Genomic DNA, 16134 nt, shown 5'->3' with positions numbered 1-16134 from the left:
GGCATCTCAGTTGAACTCGGTGCCGAAGCGCTCGTTCAGCATGTCGCGCAGGTAGTCGAGAACTTCCGGTGAGGCGGCATCCATCGAAGCCTTGATCTGCCCCAGGTCGTCACCCCACATGATCTCGTAGCCCTCGAGGATGTTGGCACTGGCCTCCTGGAACTCCGGGTCGTTGACCATGGCCTCGACCCCCGCCTGCAGGGCCGCCATCGCCTCGTCGGGGATATCGCCATGTACCCAGACGGTACCGCGGGTGTTCTGCACCAGCGGCACGGTGACCTTGAAGGCCTCCCAGATGGTGCCGGAAGGCATCTCGCCGTGGATTTGCTCGTAGAGCTCAGGGGCGGTGATCATGTCCGGTACGGCAGGGTCGCGCTGCGGATTGCCCTCGCCATCGATGAAGCCGATGGCGTAGAGCGGCATGGCCATCCCCTCGTCCACCAGCGGCTGTACGCTGTTGAGATAGGCCGGCGTGCTCTGAGTGTTGATCATCAGTTCGCCACGCTCGAAGGCAATGCGCGTATCGCCGCGGCCGCCGTAGCCGGGTACCGCGCGGTAATTCAGCTCGAACATCTCCAGCGCTACCAGCGACTCGAGCAGACCCACGGGATCGGTGATGCCCTTGGTCAGCCGGCCTTGCGCCTCGAGCAGGTCGGCCGGGTCGTCGATGCCTGCCTGGGTGGAGATGGCCGTCACGTGCCCCATGGGCGCGGCTACCACCGGCTCCAGCGCGTCGAGGTCGAGCCTGAGCCCCTGTAAGCCGAGGAAGGCGCGCAGGTTCAGGTGGCCCGAGGCGGTCATCAGAGTGAGACCGTCATGGTCGACCCGCTCGGCGAATTCGTTACTGCCCAGCAGACCGCCGGCACCGGTGACGTTCTCGGATACGATGGTGGGGCTGCCGGGGATATGACGGCCCAGATGCTGACTGATCAGCCGGCCGAAGGTATCCGTCCCGCCACCCGGCGAGAAAGGAATGATCATGCGAATGGTCTGACCGGCGTAGTAGTCGTCGGCGTGGGCGGCAGGAAGCATGACGCTGGCGCCAAGGACCAGGCCGGTCGCGATGGCGGCGATCTTGTTATAGGTTGTGCGGGGCATGGGTAGCTCCAAGGTCGAAACGGAACGGAAGGCGTTACTCACCCAAACCACTATAGACAGTGTTCCCCGTCACGACCTCGTGACATCGAGCTCAATCGGCCCGGCGCTCGATCCTGAGCCCATGCCGCTTGAGCTTGCGCACCACGCTGGGCTGGCTGATCCCCAGCCGCTCGGCGATGGCATAGGTGCTGGAGAGCGACCGACACAGCGACTGGAGCACTTCGCGTTCGACCCGGGCCAGGTAAGCGGAGAGTCCTTCGTTCTCGGTCAGCTCGGCCGGCTGCGTCGTCTCTGCGTGTGAAGACGTCGGCGTCACGGATGAAACGTAGCCCCGTGTCGGCGAATGGATCGAATCGTCCGGGCTCGACAGCCAGGCGCGCTCAAGCCAGTTTTCCAGCTCTCTGACGTTGCCCGGCCAGTCGCCCCCCATCAGCTCCGGCCACACGCTGCCGTGCAGCAGCTTACGCTGGCCATAGCGCTGATTGAGGCGTTCGAGACATGCCTCGGCCAGCGCCGGGATGTCTTCGCGGCGCTCACGCAGCGGCGGGATGGTGACCGGAATGACGTTGACGCGATAGTAGAGGTCGAGGCGAAAGCCACCGCTTTCCACGCGCCTGGCCAGATCCTGATTGGTCGCCACCACCAGACGAAAATCGACCCGCCGCGGCCGGGTATCGCCCAGGCGCAGCACGCTGCCGTCCTGGATCACCTTGAGCAGCTTGGTCTGCATGGGCAGCGGCAGCTCGCCGATTTCGTCGAGGAACAGGGTACCGCCCTCGGCCTGCTCCAACAGCCCCGCCTTGCCCTGGCGCGCCGCCCCGCTGAAGGCGCCGGGCTGATAGCCGAACATCTCCGACTCGAACAGGTTCTCGGGAATCGCCCCGCAGTTGACCTCGATGAACGGCCCCTGCCGCCGCCGGCTCCAGCGATGCAGCTGCTTGGCAAAGGCGCTCTTGCCGACCCCCGATTCGCCGAGCAGCAGCACCGTGGCATCCGAAGGCGCCACGCGCTTGAGCAGCAGCGCCAGCTCCCGCATCACGTCGCTGCGCACCTCCAGGCTGCCCATCGCCTCGTCCAGTTGGCCATCCTCGTGACCAGCACCGGCCCCACTGCGCTTGAGGTGTTCGCTGAAACGCTTCTGCAGTAGCGCATATTCGTCCTGCAGCAGCTGCAGATCGGTCAGGTCCCGGGAGCGGCTGACGATGCGCTCGAGCCTGCCATCGACATGCACCGGGTGCGCCTCGGCGATCACTCGCCGGCCGGTTCCCGTCACCTGCATCAGCTGTACCGGCCTGCCGGTGCGGATCACCTCCAGGCTGATGGAGGGCCGGAGTACGCCCTGCGCCTCCAGCTGCTGCACCGTGCTGCCGACCAGTTGCTCCCGCGGCAGGCCGTAAACCGCCGCCGCGCCAGGGCTGACGTCGAGTACCCGCCCGTCGCCGTCGACGATGAAGAAGTGGTCGTTGGCCGTCTCGACGATGGTACTCACCACCGCGCGGTCGATGTCGCTCATCAGGATACCCAGCCGATGCATGAATGAATCAAGGATGCATTATTGCATCACCGCAGCGCCACTGACGATTCGAATTTGCATCACATGCCCTGACAGGCCCCGTGACAGCGCGAGCTCCGGCTGGCACGAAACCTGCTAGACCTGATGAGTGAGGGATGACACTTCCAACCATCAGGAGCCCAGCATGGCCGATTTCAACCAGCCGCTTGGCGGCAACGAGATGCCCCGCTTCGGCGGCCCCGCCACCATGATGCGCCTGCCCACCCAGCCCAGTGCCGCAGGGCTGGACGTCGCCTTCATCGGCGTACCGCTGGACATCGCCACCTCGAATCGCCCCGGCACGCGTTTGGGGCCGCGCCAGATCCGCGACGAGTCGCGCATGCTGCGTCCCTACAACATGGCCACCCGTGCCGCGCCCTTCGACAGCCTGCAGGTGGCCGACATCGGCGACGTGCCGATCAACACCTTTCACCTGCCCAAGACCGTGGACATCATCAGCGCCTTCTATGACGAGGTGCTCTCCCACGGCTGCATCCCGCTGACCCTGGGCGGCGATCATCTCATCACCCTGCCGATCCTGCGCGCCATCGCCAAGAAGCACGGCCCGGTGGGGCTGATCCACATCGACGCCCACGCCGACGTCAACGAGCACATGTTCGGCGAGCCCATCGCCCACGGCACGCCGTTTCGCCGCGCCCAGGAAGAGGGCCTGCTGGCCCACGGCAAGGTGGTGCAGATCGGCCTGCGCGGCACCGGCTACGCCGCCGAGGACTTCGACTGGTGTCGCCAGCAGGGCTTCCGCGTGGTCACCGCCGAAGAGTGCTGGTACCGCTCGCTGGCGCCGCTGATGGAAGAGGTTCGCAGGCAGATGGGCGATACCCCGGTCTACGTCACTTTCGACATCGACGGCCTCGACCCTTCGGTCGCCCCCGGCACCGGCACCGTCGAGATGGGCGGCCTGACCTCGGCCCAGGGGCTGGAGATCGTGCGCGGCGCGACCGGACTCAACATCGTCGGTGGCGATCTGGTCGAGGTCTCACCGCCCTACGACCCCAGCGGCAACACGGCGCTGATGGGCGCCACCCTGCTCTACGAAATGCTGTGCGTACTGCCCGGCGTGAAGCGTCGCGACTGATACAAGAGCGTCGAGACTGACCCAACAACGACCGACGCCTACAACGACAACCCACACAACGACAAACATAGGGATACCCGTATGTCCTCTACCGACACGACACACCGAACCCGCACCGAGGAAACCCCCTTCGAGCGCAACAATCTGCTCAAATTCCTGATTCCCTCAGCGCTTGGGGTCGGTCTGTTTCTGATCCCCTTCCAGATCGGCGACACCATCAACATCGGCATGGGCTTCATGGCGGACGGCCTCAAGGCGCTGCTCGACGGCGCCCTGCCGGCCATTGCCGTCATCGTGCTGGTGCTCTCCGTGCTGGCCACCACCTGGATCAAGCTCACCCATCCACGCTGGGCCGAGAAAGGTGTGATGCGCGATATGTTCCATGTCGGCCCGGTGTGGTTCGGCATGCGCATCCTGGGGGCGGCCTTCGCCCTGATGACGTTCTTCCAGTTCGGGCCGGAGTTCGTCACTGCCTCGTTCACCGGCGGCGTGATGCTCAACGACCTGGCGCCGGTGCTGCTGACCTTCTTCTTCTTCGCCGCCCTGCTGCTGCCGTTCCTGGTCGAATTCGGTTTCATGGAGTTCATCGGCAGCCTGGTACGCAAGCCGTTCCGGGTGATCTTCAACCTGCCCGGCCGCAGTGCCATTGATGCCACCGCCTCGTGGATGGGCTCCGGCACCGTGGGCGTGCTGATCACCACCCAGCAGTACGAGAAGGGTTTCTACAACCGCCGTGAAGCCTCGGTGATCGCCACCAACTTCTCCATCGTCTCGATCGCCTTCAGCCTGCTGATCACCAGCTTCGTCGACCTCAACCACATGTTCATCCAGTTCTACTTCACCGTGGTGGTGGCCGGCCTGATCGCGGCGGTGATCGTGCCGCGCCTGCCGCCGCTGTCGCGCAAGCCCGATACCTACTACGAGCCGGTGGGCTGCCAGCTGGCCGAGAAGCGCACCGAGGAGATGGGCCTGCTGCGCTACAGCCTGACCCAGGCGGTGCGCCGCGCCGAGCGCGCTCCGGGCCCCAGAGAACTCGCCCGCAACGCACTGTTCAACGTCGCCGACATCTTCCTCGCCCTGCTGCCGCTGGTATTCGCCATCGGCACCGTGGCGCTGATACTGGCCGAGTTCACCCCGCTGTTCACCTGGCTCTCCTACCCCATGGTGCCGGTACTCGAGCTGCTGCGCATTCCCGAGGCCCAGGCGGCGGCCCCGGCCACCCTGGTGGGCTTCGCCGACATGTTCCTGCCGGCGGTGCTGGCAACCAACATCGAGAGCGAACTGACCCGCTTCGTGATCGCCTGCCTGTCGCTGACGCAGCTCATCTACATGTCGGAGATCGGCGCCCTGATCCTCAAGTCGAAGATTCCGCTCAAGCTGTGGGAGCTGATCGTGATCTTCCTGCTGCGCACGGCCATCACGCTGCCGATCATCGCCTTCATGGCCCACACCTTCTTCTTCTGAGGTTCGCGATGACCCGACAAACGATGACCTGTGCCCAACTGCTGCTGACGCTGCTACGCGAACGCTACGCTGTCGATACCGTGTTCGGCATCCCCGGTGTGCATACCGTGGCGCTCTACCGCGGCCTCGAGGGCAGCGGCATGCGTCATGTCACGCCGCGTCACGAGCAGGGTGCCGGCTTCATGGCCGACGGCTATGCCCGCGCCACCGGCAGGCCCGGCGTATGCCTGATTATCACCGGCCCCGGCATGACCAACATCGCCACCGCCATGGGCCAGGCCCTGGCCGACTCCATCCCGATGCTGGTGATCTCCAGCGTCAGCCGCCGCGACACCCTGGGCCGCGGCCAGGGCAGGCTGCACGAGCTGCCGAGCCAACAGCAGCTGATGGCGGGGGTGTCGCGCTTCAGCCATACCCTGCTCGACCCGAGCGCCCTGCCGGAGGTGCTGGCCCGGGCCTTCGCCGTGTTCGAGGGCCAGCGGCCTGGGCCGGTGCATCTCGAGATTCCCATCGATCTGTTCGATGCTCCAGTGGCATTGGCGGAACTGCCGCCACCGGCGCGCCTGTTCCGCCCGGCACCGGACCCCGAAGGGCTGGCCCTGGCCGCCGACTGGCTGCGCGCAGCGAAACGCCCGCTGGTGCTGCTGGGCGGCGGCTGTGTCGATGACCCCGCTGCTGCCAGAGCCCTGGTCGAGCGCCTCGATGCGCCCACGGCGACCACCATCAACGCCAAGGGCGTGCTGGGTCGCGCCCACCCTCTCGACCTGGGCGCCAATGCGGCGCTGCCCGCCGTGCGCGAGCTGGCCCGTGAAGCCGACGTGATTCTCGCCGTCGGTACCGAGCTGGGCGAGACCGACTACGACGTGGTGTTCGACGACGGCTTCGAACTGCGCGGTCGGCTGATCCGCATCGACCTCGATGCCCAGCAACTGGTGCGCAACCAGCAGGTCTCGCTGGGCCTGGTGGCCGATGCCGGGCGCACGCTGGCGCTGCTGGCGGAGAACTTCCCTGAGCCGCTGTCACGCGGCGGCACCCAGCGCACTGCGGACGCCCTGGCCGCGCTCGATCTGAACAACGATCCGGCCCTCGCTCCCTTCGTGCCGCTCTACGCCACGCTGCAGGAGGTTCTGCCCCAGGCACTCCTGGTCGGCGACTCCACCGCACCGGTCTATGCCGGCAATCACCTGGTCTCGCAACCCGCGCCACGGCGCTTCTTCAACGCCTCCACTGGCTACGGCACCCTGGGCTACGGCCTGCCGGCCGCGCTGGGTGCCCAGCTTGGGCAGCCGACGCTTCCCGTGGTGGCCCTGGTCGGCGACGGCGGCGTGATGTTCACCCTCAGCGAACTTGCTACCGCCGTGGAAGAGTGCCTACCGGTCGTGATCGTACTGTGGCACAACCAGGGCTACGAGGAGATCCGTCGCTACATGGACGCCCAGGGCGTCACGCGTTGCGGCGTCGACATCCAGGCGCCGGATTTTCAGGTGGTCGCCGCCGGCTTCGGCTGCCAGGCGGTGCGGGTGGGCGATCCGGCCGGCCTGGCCCAGGCACTCGCTTCGCGACCGCTCGACGCGCCCCTGCTTGTCGAAGTGAATGCCGACGCCTGGCAGCAGGCTGCGACCTCGACTGACGATCTCCACTGACGATCTCCACTGACAGAGAGAAGCGCCATGCAACAGCTGGATCAACAGTTCATCGACAACCGCTGGACGCCCTCCCGTGGCGAGCGCTGCCTGCCGGTGATGGATCCCTATCGCGAGGTGGTCATCGCCGAAGTCAGCGCCGGCCATCCGGACGATGTAGACGATGCCGTGGCCGCGGCGCAGCGTGCCCTGCCGGCCTGGCGCGCGCTCAGCGGTGCCGAGCGAGCCGACTATCTGGAACGCTTCGCCGATGCCCTGGCTCGCCGTCGCGACGAGCTGGTACGACTCTCCTCGTCCAACAACGGCAAGGTGCTAGCCGAGGCCGGCATCGACCTCGACGACGCCATCGCCTGCTATCGCTACTACGCCGGTCAGGCACGGGAGCTCGACCAACGCCAGGGCCGGCTGGTGGAGCTCGAAATGGCAGGCGTCGAGGCGCGCTGTTACCACGATCCGGTAGGCGTGGTGGGGCTGATCACGCCGTGGAACTTTCCTCTGGTGACCAGCGCCTGGAAGCTCGCTCCGGCGCTTGCCGCGGGCTGTACCGCGGTGCTCAAGCCGTCCGAGGTGACCCCGCTGCCCGAACGTGCGCTGGCGGAGATCGCCCTGGAGATCGGGCTACCGACCGGCGTGCTCAATCTGCTGTTTGGGGATGGCGTCGGGATCGGCGCACCGCTGGCCGCTCACCCAGGCATCGACAAGGTCTCCTTCACCGGCAGCAATCGGGTCGGCGAAGCGGTGATGCACGCCGCCGCCGAACGCACCGCCGACGTCTCACTGGAGCTAGGTGGCAAATCCCCGATCCTGGTGATGGAGGACGCCGATCCCGAGCAGGCCGCCGACTGGGTCATGGCCGGCATCTACTTCAATGCCGGCCAGATCTGCTCGGCCACCTCGCGCCTGCTGGTTCACGAAGCCATCGCCGAACCGCTCTATGCCGCGCTTGCCTCACGTATCGACGCACTGACGCTGGGCGATCCCCAGACCGAGGGCACCGACATGGGGCCGCTGACCAGCGCCCGCCAGCGCGAGAACGTGCTGGCCTATCTCGCCGTCGCCGAACGGGAGGGGCTCCGGGCAGTACGCGACGCCAGCCACCGGCAGCTACCCGCCAAAGGATATTTCGTCGCCCCGACGCTGCTGCGTGACGTACCGACCACGAGCCGCCTGTGGCAGGAGGAGATCTTCGGCCCGGTGCTATGCGCCCGCAGCGTGGCCAGCGAAGCGGAGGCAATCGAACTGGCCAATGCCAGCGACTTCGGTCTGGCGGCAACCGTGGTGTGCGCCGACCGGCAGCGGGCCGTGCGCATCGGCAGGCAACTTCAGGCTGGCAGTGTATGGCTCAACGGTGAACAGCTGGTACTGCCCGAAACCGGCTGGGGCGGCTTCAAGCGCAGCGGCATCGGCCGCGAGCTGGGACCCTGGGGGCTTTCAGCCTATCTGGCGGTGAAGCATCTCGTTGGTCCGATATGAAGCGCATGAGCGATCTTTCCACGCTGACATGACGTAAAATCGGGGCCGATGCCAGGTATCAAGGAGGAGACCATGATCCGCATTCGCCCTTATCAGTCCGGCGACTGGGCCGCCATGTGGGACTTCATCGCTCCGGTGCTCCACGCCGGCGACACCTATGCCGTGCCGAGTCGGATCAGCGAGCCCGACGCCTACCGCATGTGGGTGGAGTTGCCGCGTGCGGTTCGAGTGGCCGAAGACAGTGCCGGCAACCTGCTCGGCACCTATTATCTCAAGCCCAACCAACCCGGCCCCGGCGACCACGTGTGCAACTGCGGCTATCTTGTGGCCGAGCACGCCCGGGGTCAGGGTATCGCCAACAAGCTGTGCGAGGATTCCCTGCGGGTGGCGCGTGAGTTGGGCTTCACCGCCATGCAGTTCAACATGGTGGTATCGACCAACGAGATCGCCATTCGCCAATGGCAGAAACACGGCTTCGAGATCGTCGGTACCCTGCCCTGCGCCTTTCGCCACCCCACCCAGGGGCTGATCGACGCCTACGTCATGTACCGTCTGCTGTGAACTGCCTCGAAATGCAGGCGCGGACCGGTCCGCGCCCTCGCCCCAACCTTGACGACAACTCTGTTACGCAATGTCAGCGTTACGATTGACCCTGTCGAGTTGGCTGGGGCATGCTCCTGAGCGGATCGAACCGACAAAGGAAAATTAAAAAATGAAGATCTTTGCACGCAGCACGCTGGCACTCGGCATCTCTCTTGCGCTGGTTTCCACCGCCCAGGCCTCCGAATTCGCCGACATGGATCCCGTCACCCTGCGTCTGGCCCACGTGGTCAACGAGCAGGATGGTTTCCACATTGCCGCGGTGAAGTTCCAGGAGCTGGTCGCCGAGCGCACCGAAGGCGCCGTTTCCGTCGACATCTACCCCAATGCCTCGCTGGGCGACGAGCGCACCCTGCTCGAGGGCATGCAGATCGGCACCGTCGACATGGGCGTGATCACCAACGGCCCGGTAGCCAACTTCGTCGAGGAGATGGCGGTCTTCGAACTGCCCTTCCTGTTCCCCTCGCCGGAAGCCGCCTACGAAGTGCTCGACGGCCCCATCGGCCAGGAGCTGCTCGACAAACTGGCCGAGGTCAACCTCAAGGGCCTGGCCTATGCCGAACGCGGCTTCCGCAACCTGACCAACAGCGAACGCCCGGTCCGCTCGCCAGAAGACCTCAACGGCCTGCGCATCCGTGTGATGGAAAACCCCGTCTACACCGACACCTTCCGTGAACTCGGCGCCAATGCCATTCCCATGGCCTGGACCGAAGCCCTCACGGCCATGCAGCAGGGCACCATCGACGGCCAGGAGAATCCGGTCAACGTCATTCACTCGTTCAAGCTGCAAGAAACCCAGGACCACATGACGCTGTCGCGCCACACCTACGCGCCTGCCATCTTCGTCATGGGCATGCCGGCCTGGAATCAGCTGCCCGAAGCCGCCCAGGAAGTGCTGGTACAAGCCGCCCAGGAGGCTGCCGAGCATGAGCGCCGTGTGAATGCCGAGATGGAAGCCGGCCAGCTCGACGAACTGCGTGCCGCCGGCATGCAGATCATCGACGATGCCGATCTCGAGGCGTTCCAGGCTGCCGTGCGTCCGGTCTACGAGAAGTACGGCGATCAGTTCGGCGACTACCTGCCGCGCATCCTGGAGGCACTGGAATAAGTGAGTTCACCGCTGCACGCCCTCACGGGCCTGCTGCAGCGTAGCGAACGCGCCCTCGACGCCGTCATCCAGCCCATCGTGTTTCTGGGCATGGCGGCGTTGATCGGCGTGATCACGCTGCAGATCGTCTCGCGCACCCTCTTCACCGCCGTCGGCTGGACCGAAGAGGTCGCCCGCTTCCTGCTGGTGTGGATCACCTTCCTGGCATCCACGCTGGCCTTCCAGCGCGGTCGCCATATCGCCGTGACCTTCGTCGTCGACGCCCTGCCCGCTCGCCTGGCACAGCTGGCGCGCATCGCCGCGGTGCTGGTGGCGCTGGGCTTCATGCTCGCCCTGGTGGTGATCGGCTACCGCTACATGCAGGTGCAGAGCTTCCAGCGCTCCGCCTCGCTGCGGCTGTCGATGACCTACGTGTATGCCGTGATCCCCATTTCGGCCGCCATCATGGCCTGGTACGCCCTGATCGACGCGATCGAGCTCATCGTCAAGGGGCCTCAGGCGGCCGACACCGGCAGCAGCACGGCCGAGGAGCCACCGCCATGACGGCGCTACTGTTCGTACTGTTCTTCGCCTTCATGCTGCTCGGCGTGCCGATTGCCCTGGCCATCGGCGCCAGCACGCTGCTGGCACTCAACGCTCAGGGCGTCCCGCTGATGGTGGTGACGCAGCAGATGTTCCAGGGCATCAACTCCTTCGCCCTGGTGGCGGTACCCATGTTCATCCTCGCCGGCGATCTGATGGCCCAGGGCAAGGTCAGCGAAAAGCTGGTGGATTTCGCCGACTCGTTGTTCGGCTTCCTCAAGGGCGGGCTTTCGCTGGTATCGGTGGGAGCCGGCATGTTCTTCGCCGCCATTTCCGGCTCAGGTGCCGCCACCACCGCGGCGGTGGGCTCGAGTCTGGTGCCGGAACTCAAGCGCAAGGGTTACGATCCCGCTTCGGCGGCCAGCCTGATCGCCGCCAGCGGCACCATCGGCGTGGTGATCCCGCCTTCGGTGCCGATGATCATCTACGCCGTAGTCGCCCAGCAGTCGGTGTCGAAGCTGTTCCTCAACGGCATCGTACCGGGCATCCTGATGGGCATCGGGCTGGCGGCCATCGCCATCACCCAGGCCTACCGGCGCAACTACCCACGCGGCACCGCGCTGTCGCTTACGACCATCTGGCGTACCTTCAAGAGTGCAAGCTGGGGCCTGATGACCCCGGTGATCATCCTGGGCGGCATTTTCTCGGGCATCTTCACGCCGAGCGAAGCGGCAGTGGTGGCGGTCAACTACGCCCTGCTGGTCTCGCTGTTCGTCTATCGCGATCTCTCGCTCGGCGACGTCTACCGCATCCTGATCCGTTCAGCGATCACCACCGCGGTGATCATGCTGGTCATCGCCACCTCAGCGGTGCTGAGCTGGACCCTCTCCAGCTGGCAGGTGCCGGGCGCCATCGCCCAAGCCGTGCTGTCGCTATCCACCAACCCCTACGTGATCATGCTGCTGATCGTGGCGGTGATCCTGCTCACCGGCGTGTTCATCGAAACCGCCAGTGCCCTGATCATCCTCACCCCGGTACTGCTGCCGCTGGTGCTGCAGCTCGGCATCGACCCGATCCATTTCGGCATCATCATCGTGATGGGGCTGGCCATCGGCATGATCACGCCGCCGGTGGCGATCAACCTGTACGTCGCCTCGTCCGTGACCCAACTGCCGCTGGAGCGCATCACGCGGGCCATCCTGCCCTATATGCTGGGGCTGATCGGCGTGCTCCTGCTGGTGGTCTACGTGCCGATCATGCTGGGGTGGTCGGGATGAAGCCGTTTGCCTCTTGACGACCGTGCGGCCTGGCCTCAGGCTGGCCGCATATCCACCTACCACCCATCGAAGGGACGCCACGTGTCATCCATTCTGCGTATCGCCACGCTTTCTGGCCTCGTTGTGCTTGCAGGTTGCACGACCTATACCTACGACGACGGCAGCCGCCAGACCCTCTGGGGCATTCCCGCCGAAGAGGAAACCCGGCGCTATGAAGACGATCGCCAGGCCGAAGGCGTGCGCTATCGGGTACCGGGCCAGATCGAAGAGAACAGAAGAGAGGATTGAGAGATGCAGCTCAAGGATGCAGGCGCAGCACCACGCTGAGATTGTTGGCCGGCATCTCGACGACCTGCTCCAGTACGAAGCCGTGTTGCTGCGCCTCGCCGACCACCTGCTCCAGATCACGCACGCCCCAGCGCGGATCGCGCGCCTTGAGGTCGGCATCGAAGGCCTCGTTGCTGGGCGCAGTATGGCGCCCATCGCGCCGATAGGGTCCGTAGAGGTATAGCACGCCCCCCTGACGCAGCCGCTCTGCGGAGCGCGCCATCAGCGCCTCGCACACTTCCCATGGCGAGATGTGGATGAGGTTGATCGCCACCACCGCATCGTAAGGGCCTGCGGGCCAGATCCCGGTGACGTCCAGCAGCAGCGGTTCATGAAGATTGTCGAGCCCGGCGCTCTCGCGCCAGGCGCTGATGGAGCCCCGCGCCTCGGCATTGGGGTCGCTGGGCTGCCAAGTCCAGCCCGGCCTGGCCTCGGCGCAGTGCACGCCATGTTCGCCACTGCCGCTGGCGACTTCGAGAATAGTCGCCCGCTCGGGCAGGATCCTGCTCAGCACGTCGAGGATCGGCTGGCGATTGCGAGCCGCTGCAGGGCTCTTCATGCGGCGGCTCATGTTTCGACCTCATGACCAACGGCAAAAATTGGACTGTGCCCCGGCTTCGGGTGAAGCCGGGGCAGCGATGAAAGACCTCAAGGGTGACGGCGTTGCTCACGCCGGGCGGACGAGCCGCCACGGCGGCGAAAGCCAGTGAGCATTTCCTTGCCCTTGCGCTTCAGCCTCGCGCGATTCTCCGGTTTGCGCAACCACCAGGCAACCGCGAGTCCTAACAGTTTTCTCATCACGACCTCCTGTCTTGGATAACTGCCCTTGCCCTCTTCCTGTATGGACGCCGCCAGGGTGCCGGTCAAGCGTAAACGGCGAGGTTCACGGCCCCCGTTAGCCATTCGGCGTTTCCTCTGCCATGGTGGGTAGTGAATGGACTCACCAGCATGGAGGATGCCATGACGCGTACCGCAAAAGTCGAGCCGATACAGCGGGAGACCCAGGAGGCGATATTGGTCAGCGGCTGGCGGGTGGTCGACGTGACCGACCCCGACCAGCCACAGGAGATATCCCGCCACGACAGCGAGCCCGAAGCCATCCGCGCCGCCCGCGACTACGAACACGAGACCTCGCTCGAGCCCGGCTCGCCGCCCGACGACACTCAGGACTACGACGCCTCCGATCCCCAAGGCGGCAAGGAGCTGCCCTGATCGCTCAATGCCGCCAGGGCTGTCGCTGGCCCCGGGTCAGCGAGCGCCACAGCCACTCGAGCGGCCCATAGCGGAAATGGCGCAGCCACAGCGGCGCCAGCCATAGCTGCAGCAGCCAGATGCCCATCACCATCAGCATCTGGCCGCTGCGCTCGACGTGCCCGAACATGCCCAGACCGTGGCCATAAAAGATCAGGCTGCAGATCACGCTCTGCAGGATGTACTGGCTGAGGGCGGTCCTCCCCACTGCTGCCAGCCGTAGCCGCAGGCGCCCTATGGCATTGGCTCGCAGCAACAGCATCACGACGCTCACCCAGCCGAAGGCAACCAGCACGCTGCCCCAGTAGTTGAACTGGGTGCCCACGAACATCGAACGCGGGCCCCAGGCGTTGGCAAAGTTCCAATGCACACCGTAGAGGATCGTGGGCACGCCCAGCAGCAAGGCGACAGCCAACAGCGAGAGATAGGTCCTGCGGCTGGCCCGGCCGGTCAGGATACCCCACCGGAACAGCGCCATACCGATCAGCATCAATCCCGCGCTTCGCCACAGACCCCAGATAAGCAGGGTAAAAGTCTGCATCTCGAAGGCCATTTCGGCTCGCTGGGGAAGCTGCTGCCACCAGCCGCTGCGGTAACGCTCGACTTCGCCCGCCAGCTGCGTTGCGGATGGCTGCCATTCGGCCATGAACGTCTGGCGGTCCGCTTCCGACCATGCCGGCACCGTCGCATCGAAGGCCAGAAACAGCAGCGAGGTCACTGCCAGCAGCACGACGCCCAGCGCCAGCTGCCGCGACGGAGCAAGGTGACGGAGGGGAAAGAGCACCAGCGCACAGACGGCAAAGGTGAAGAGAATGTCGCCGTACCAGAGGAGATAGGCGTGGGCGATACCGAACAGTATCAGCCAGGCGTAGCGCCGACTGTGCAGCGGCCAGGCCCGCTTGCCAGCCGCCTCGGTCCGCTCGGCGGAGAGCACGATACCGGCCCCGAACAGCATGGCGAACAGCGCCATCATCTTCTGATCGGCCAGCACGTGCCCAGTGAGCCAGACCGCCAGATCGATGCCTTCGAGCCGCCCCCAGGCGGTCGGGTTCAGATAGGCAGCCTGAGGCATCGCGAACGCCTGAACGTTCATCACCAGAATGCCGAGCAGCGCCACGCCGCGCAGCACGTCGAGTGCCTCGATGCGTGCCGTCGCGCCCTGATCGGCACGACGGCACGCTTGCCGGGTCCGGCTCACCCGCCACCCTCCCGACTCAGTCGGGCGGTGGGATCACCGTCATGCATGAGTACGCCTGGCAAACTCAACTGAACTCCTGTATTGCCGAGTCATGAATGCCGACTAGCCGCTCGGAGTCGGTTCGGCAGGCATGGCCTTGGCAATGGCCTCTTCCGTGCGACGATGAGCGGGCCGATCCTTGAGGCCATTCCAGTAGGCTTCGAACTCCGGGCGCCTGTCCAGCGTGCCGAACTGCATGCCCCAGCCGATGTGGGAGCCGACATAGATGTCGGCGGCGGTGAAGCTGTCGCCGGCAATGTAACGCCGTCCCGCTACCGCCTTGGCCAGGGTGTCGACCGCCGTCTCGCAGCTGCCGCAGCCGAACTGCATCTGCTGCTCCGAGCTCAAGGTGAAATTGGCGGACTTCAGAGATATCGCCATCTCCAGCGGCCCGGCTGTGAAGAACAGCCAGCGGTAGTAGTCGCCTCGACCTTCGGGCGTCGGCAACAGACCGGCCTCAGGGAACGCCTCAGCCAGATAGGCGCAGATGGCGGCCGCCTCGGTGACGACGGTGTTGCCATGGCGTATGGCCGGCACCTTGCCCATGGGATTGATGGCAAGATACTCGGGCGATTTCATCGGCGGACCGTACTCGATCACCTCCATGCGATAGGGCTGCCCCAGCTCTTCCAGCATCCAGTGCACGATGCCACCCCGGGACCAGGGGTTGGTGTAAAAGACGATCTCTTCCTGCATGTTCCGCTCCCTCTTGTGGTGTGTGTCACAGGCAGGATAGGCCCCATCGCTGACAGATTCTGGCAGCAGGGTGCTCAACCACTCGCGCTCGAGTACCGCCCGCGGCCGGGCGTAACGCTCCCCCGTGGCAGTGGCGGCCTCGATACGGTCGGCACGGAAGTTGCGAAACGCCTGCCTGAGCTCACACCAGGCGGCGACGATACGCGCCGATTCGAAGAAGGCGATCACGAAGGGCCAGATGACTCGCTCCGAACGCCTGCCATGCTGGTCCGAGTAAAGAATGCGCAGCTTGGACTGATGACGAATGGCCCGGCGCAGCTCCTCGAGATCGACGTGTTGGCGTCTCTCCCAACCTGGTCCCACCAGCAGCGCAGAGTCCTGCATTCGATGCCTGTGCTCGCCGGGCAGCACTGCCGCCACCTTGGCCAGCGCATCGCCCGCTGCGTTCGCGAGGCCGTCGTCGGCTCGCCGCTGCACCCAACGCAACCCCAGCGTGAGCGCCTCGATCTCTTCCTCGGAAAACATCAGCGGCGGCAGCATCAAGCCCGGCTCGAGTCGATAGCCCATACCCGGCTCGCCTTCGATCTCGGCGCCGATGGCACGCAGCGAAGCGATGTCGCGGTACAGGGTGCGCAACGAGACCCCCAGTTCCTGCGCCAGCGCGGTACCACTCACCGGGCAGCGGTGACGCCGCAGTATCTGCAGCAGGTCGAGAAGGCGCGTCGTGCGGGACATGGTGGAGTCTTACTCGCGTCGGTTGGCAATACAGGGTCGGTTGGCAACGTAAGGT

Annotated in this window: 16 protein-coding genes; 10 read left to right on the top strand and 6 right to left on the bottom strand. The window is 65.5% G+C overall.

The window, feature by feature from the left end; all coding sequences use genetic code 11:
• Positions 1–6: 6 nt before the first annotated feature.
• On the bottom strand, positions 7–1098 hold the full coding sequence (locus tag HOP59_RS10685) for a Bug family tripartite tricarboxylate transporter substrate binding protein (RefSeq protein ID WP_010628454.1): 1092 nt from the start codon (positions 1096–1098) through the stop codon (positions 7–9).
• A 91-nt stretch (positions 1099–1189) separates the two neighbouring features.
• On the bottom strand, positions 1190–2611 hold the full coding sequence (locus HOP59_RS10680) for a sigma-54 interaction domain-containing protein (RefSeq protein WP_422676407.1): 1422 nt from the start codon (positions 2609–2611) through the stop codon (positions 1190–1192).
• 184 nt (positions 2612–2795) lie between these two features.
• Here HOP59_RS10680 and speB point away from each other — a divergent pair, with 184 nt between their 5' ends.
• The 9 genes from speB (at position 2796) to HOP59_RS10635 (ending at position 12121) form a co-directional block, all read left to right on the top strand.
• A complete protein-coding gene (gene speB, locus HOP59_RS10675; protein ID WP_010628452.1) occupies positions 2796–3746 on the top strand; it encodes an agmatinase in 951 nt (316 codons plus the stop codon).
• An 81-nt stretch (positions 3747–3827) separates the two neighbouring features.
• Entirely contained in the window at positions 3828–5210 is a 1383-nt protein-coding gene (locus HOP59_RS10670; RefSeq protein ID WP_010628451.1) for a YjiH family protein, read from the top strand.
• A gap of 8 nt (positions 5211–5218) precedes the next feature.
• Positions 5219–6853 (top strand): 5-guanidino-2-oxopentanoate decarboxylase, encoded by a 1635-nt coding sequence (locus tag HOP59_RS10665; protein WP_422676317.1) that lies wholly within the window; start codon positions 5219–5221, stop codon positions 6851–6853.
• Between the two features lie 27 nt (positions 6854–6880).
• Positions 6881–8326: an aldehyde dehydrogenase family protein gene (locus HOP59_RS10660; RefSeq protein WP_234253960.1), complete on the top strand. Its 1446-nt coding sequence runs from the start codon at positions 6881–6883 to the stop codon at positions 8324–8326.
• Between the two features lie 72 nt (positions 8327–8398).
• On the top strand, positions 8399–8887 hold the full coding sequence (locus HOP59_RS10655) for a GNAT family N-acetyltransferase (protein ID WP_010628448.1): 489 nt from the start codon (positions 8399–8401) through the stop codon (positions 8885–8887).
• Positions 8888–9038: 151 nt separating this feature from the next.
• Positions 9039–10034, top strand: a complete 996-nt coding sequence (locus HOP59_RS10650) for a TRAP transporter substrate-binding protein (RefSeq protein ID WP_010628447.1) — start codon at positions 9039–9041, stop codon at positions 10032–10034.
• Complete coding sequence (locus tag HOP59_RS10645; protein WP_010628446.1) at positions 10035–10577, top strand: TRAP transporter small permease; 543 nt, start codon at positions 10035–10037, stop codon at positions 10575–10577.
• Positions 10574–11833 carry a TRAP transporter large permease gene (locus tag HOP59_RS10640; RefSeq protein WP_010628445.1) on the top strand — a complete coding sequence of 420 codons (1260 nt, stop codon included), beginning with the start codon at positions 10574–10576 and terminating at the stop codon, positions 11831–11833. The genes HOP59_RS10645 and HOP59_RS10640 overlap by 4 nt, the downstream gene beginning before the upstream one ends.
• 81 nt (positions 11834–11914) lie before the next feature.
• Positions 11915–12121 carry a hypothetical protein gene (locus tag HOP59_RS10635; protein WP_010628444.1) on the top strand — a complete coding sequence of 69 codons (207 nt, stop codon included), beginning with the start codon at positions 11915–11917 and terminating at the stop codon, positions 12119–12121.
• Between the two features lie 10 nt (positions 12122–12131).
• Here HOP59_RS10635 and HOP59_RS10630 read toward each other — a convergent pair whose 3' ends face one another.
• Both HOP59_RS10630 and HOP59_RS10625 read right to left on the bottom strand, forming a co-directional pair.
• Entirely contained in the window at positions 12132–12719 is a 588-nt protein-coding gene (locus HOP59_RS10630) for a DUF938 domain-containing protein (protein WP_234253959.1), read from the bottom strand.
• A gap of 89 nt (positions 12720–12808) precedes the next feature.
• Positions 12809–12958 carry a hypothetical protein gene (locus HOP59_RS10625; protein ID WP_234253958.1) on the bottom strand — a complete coding sequence of 50 codons (150 nt, stop codon included), beginning with the start codon at positions 12956–12958 and terminating at the stop codon, positions 12809–12811.
• A gap of 162 nt (positions 12959–13120) precedes the next feature.
• Between HOP59_RS10625 and HOP59_RS10620 the strand changes: the two genes are divergently transcribed.
• Positions 13121–13372 carry a hypothetical protein gene (locus tag HOP59_RS10620; protein ID WP_176342829.1) on the top strand — a complete coding sequence of 84 codons (252 nt, stop codon included), beginning with the start codon at positions 13121–13123 and terminating at the stop codon, positions 13370–13372.
• 4 nt (positions 13373–13376) lie between these two features.
• Here HOP59_RS10620 and HOP59_RS23605 read toward each other — a convergent pair whose 3' ends face one another.
• Together HOP59_RS23605 and HOP59_RS10610 are read right to left on the bottom strand one after the other, a co-directional pair.
• The gene (locus HOP59_RS23605) at positions 13377–14609 is read right to left on the bottom strand and encodes a DUF418 domain-containing protein (protein WP_234253957.1); all 1233 of its coding nucleotides are present in this window, start codon (positions 14607–14609) and stop codon (positions 13377–13379) included.
• 102 nt (positions 14610–14711) lie between these two features.
• Positions 14712–16079 carry an HTH domain-containing protein gene (locus HOP59_RS10610; protein ID WP_234253956.1) on the bottom strand — a complete coding sequence of 456 codons (1368 nt, stop codon included), beginning with the start codon at positions 16077–16079 and terminating at the stop codon, positions 14712–14714.
• Positions 16080–16134 lie beyond the last annotated feature (55 nt).

This window comes from Billgrantia aerodenitrificans (assembly GCF_021404405.1).
Lineage (GTDB): Bacteria > Pseudomonadota > Gammaproteobacteria > Pseudomonadales > Halomonadaceae > Halomonas > Halomonas aerodenitrificans.
Note: the sequence above shows the minus strand (reverse complement) of the source record. Positions and strands in the feature narration are given on the sequence as shown.

What these genes read in the sequence shown, in the direction of transcription:
- HOP59_RS10685 (WP_010628454.1), bottom strand. Translation starts at nt 1,098, where the DNA reads ATGCCCCGCACAACCTATAACAAGATCGCCGCCATCGCGACCGGCCTG.
- HOP59_RS10680 (WP_422676407.1), bottom strand. Translation starts at nt 2,611, where the DNA reads ATGAGCGACATCGACCGCGCGGTGGTGAGTACCATCGTCGAGACGGCC.
- speB (WP_010628452.1), top strand. Translation starts at nt 2,796, where the DNA reads ATGGCCGATTTCAACCAGCCGCTTGGCGGCAACGAGATGCCCCGCTTC.
- HOP59_RS10670 (WP_010628451.1), top strand. Translation starts at nt 3,828, where the DNA reads ATGTCCTCTACCGACACGACACACCGAACCCGCACCGAGGAAACCCCC.
- HOP59_RS10665 (WP_422676317.1), top strand. Translation starts at nt 5,219, where the DNA reads ATGACCCGACAAACGATGACCTGTGCCCAACTGCTGCTGACGCTGCTA.
- HOP59_RS10660 (WP_234253960.1), top strand. Translation starts at nt 6,881, where the DNA reads ATGCAACAGCTGGATCAACAGTTCATCGACAACCGCTGGACGCCCTCC.
- HOP59_RS10655 (WP_010628448.1), top strand. Translation starts at nt 8,399, where the DNA reads ATGATCCGCATTCGCCCTTATCAGTCCGGCGACTGGGCCGCCATGTGG.
- HOP59_RS10650 (WP_010628447.1), top strand. Translation starts at nt 9,039, where the DNA reads ATGAAGATCTTTGCACGCAGCACGCTGGCACTCGGCATCTCTCTTGCG.
- HOP59_RS10640 (WP_010628445.1), top strand. Translation starts at nt 10,574, where the DNA reads ATGACGGCGCTACTGTTCGTACTGTTCTTCGCCTTCATGCTGCTCGGC.
- HOP59_RS10630 (WP_234253959.1), bottom strand. Translation starts at nt 12,719, where the DNA reads ATGAAGAGCCCTGCAGCGGCTCGCAATCGCCAGCCGATCCTCGACGTG.
- HOP59_RS10625 (WP_234253958.1), bottom strand. Translation starts at nt 12,958, where the DNA reads ATGAGAAAACTGTTAGGACTCGCGGTTGCCTGGTGGTTGCGCAAACCG.
- HOP59_RS10620 (WP_176342829.1), top strand. Translation starts at nt 13,121, where the DNA reads ATGACGCGTACCGCAAAAGTCGAGCCGATACAGCGGGAGACCCAGGAG.
- HOP59_RS10610 (WP_234253956.1), bottom strand. Translation starts at nt 16,079, where the DNA reads ATGTCCCGCACGACGCGCCTTCTCGACCTGCTGCAGATACTGCGGCGT.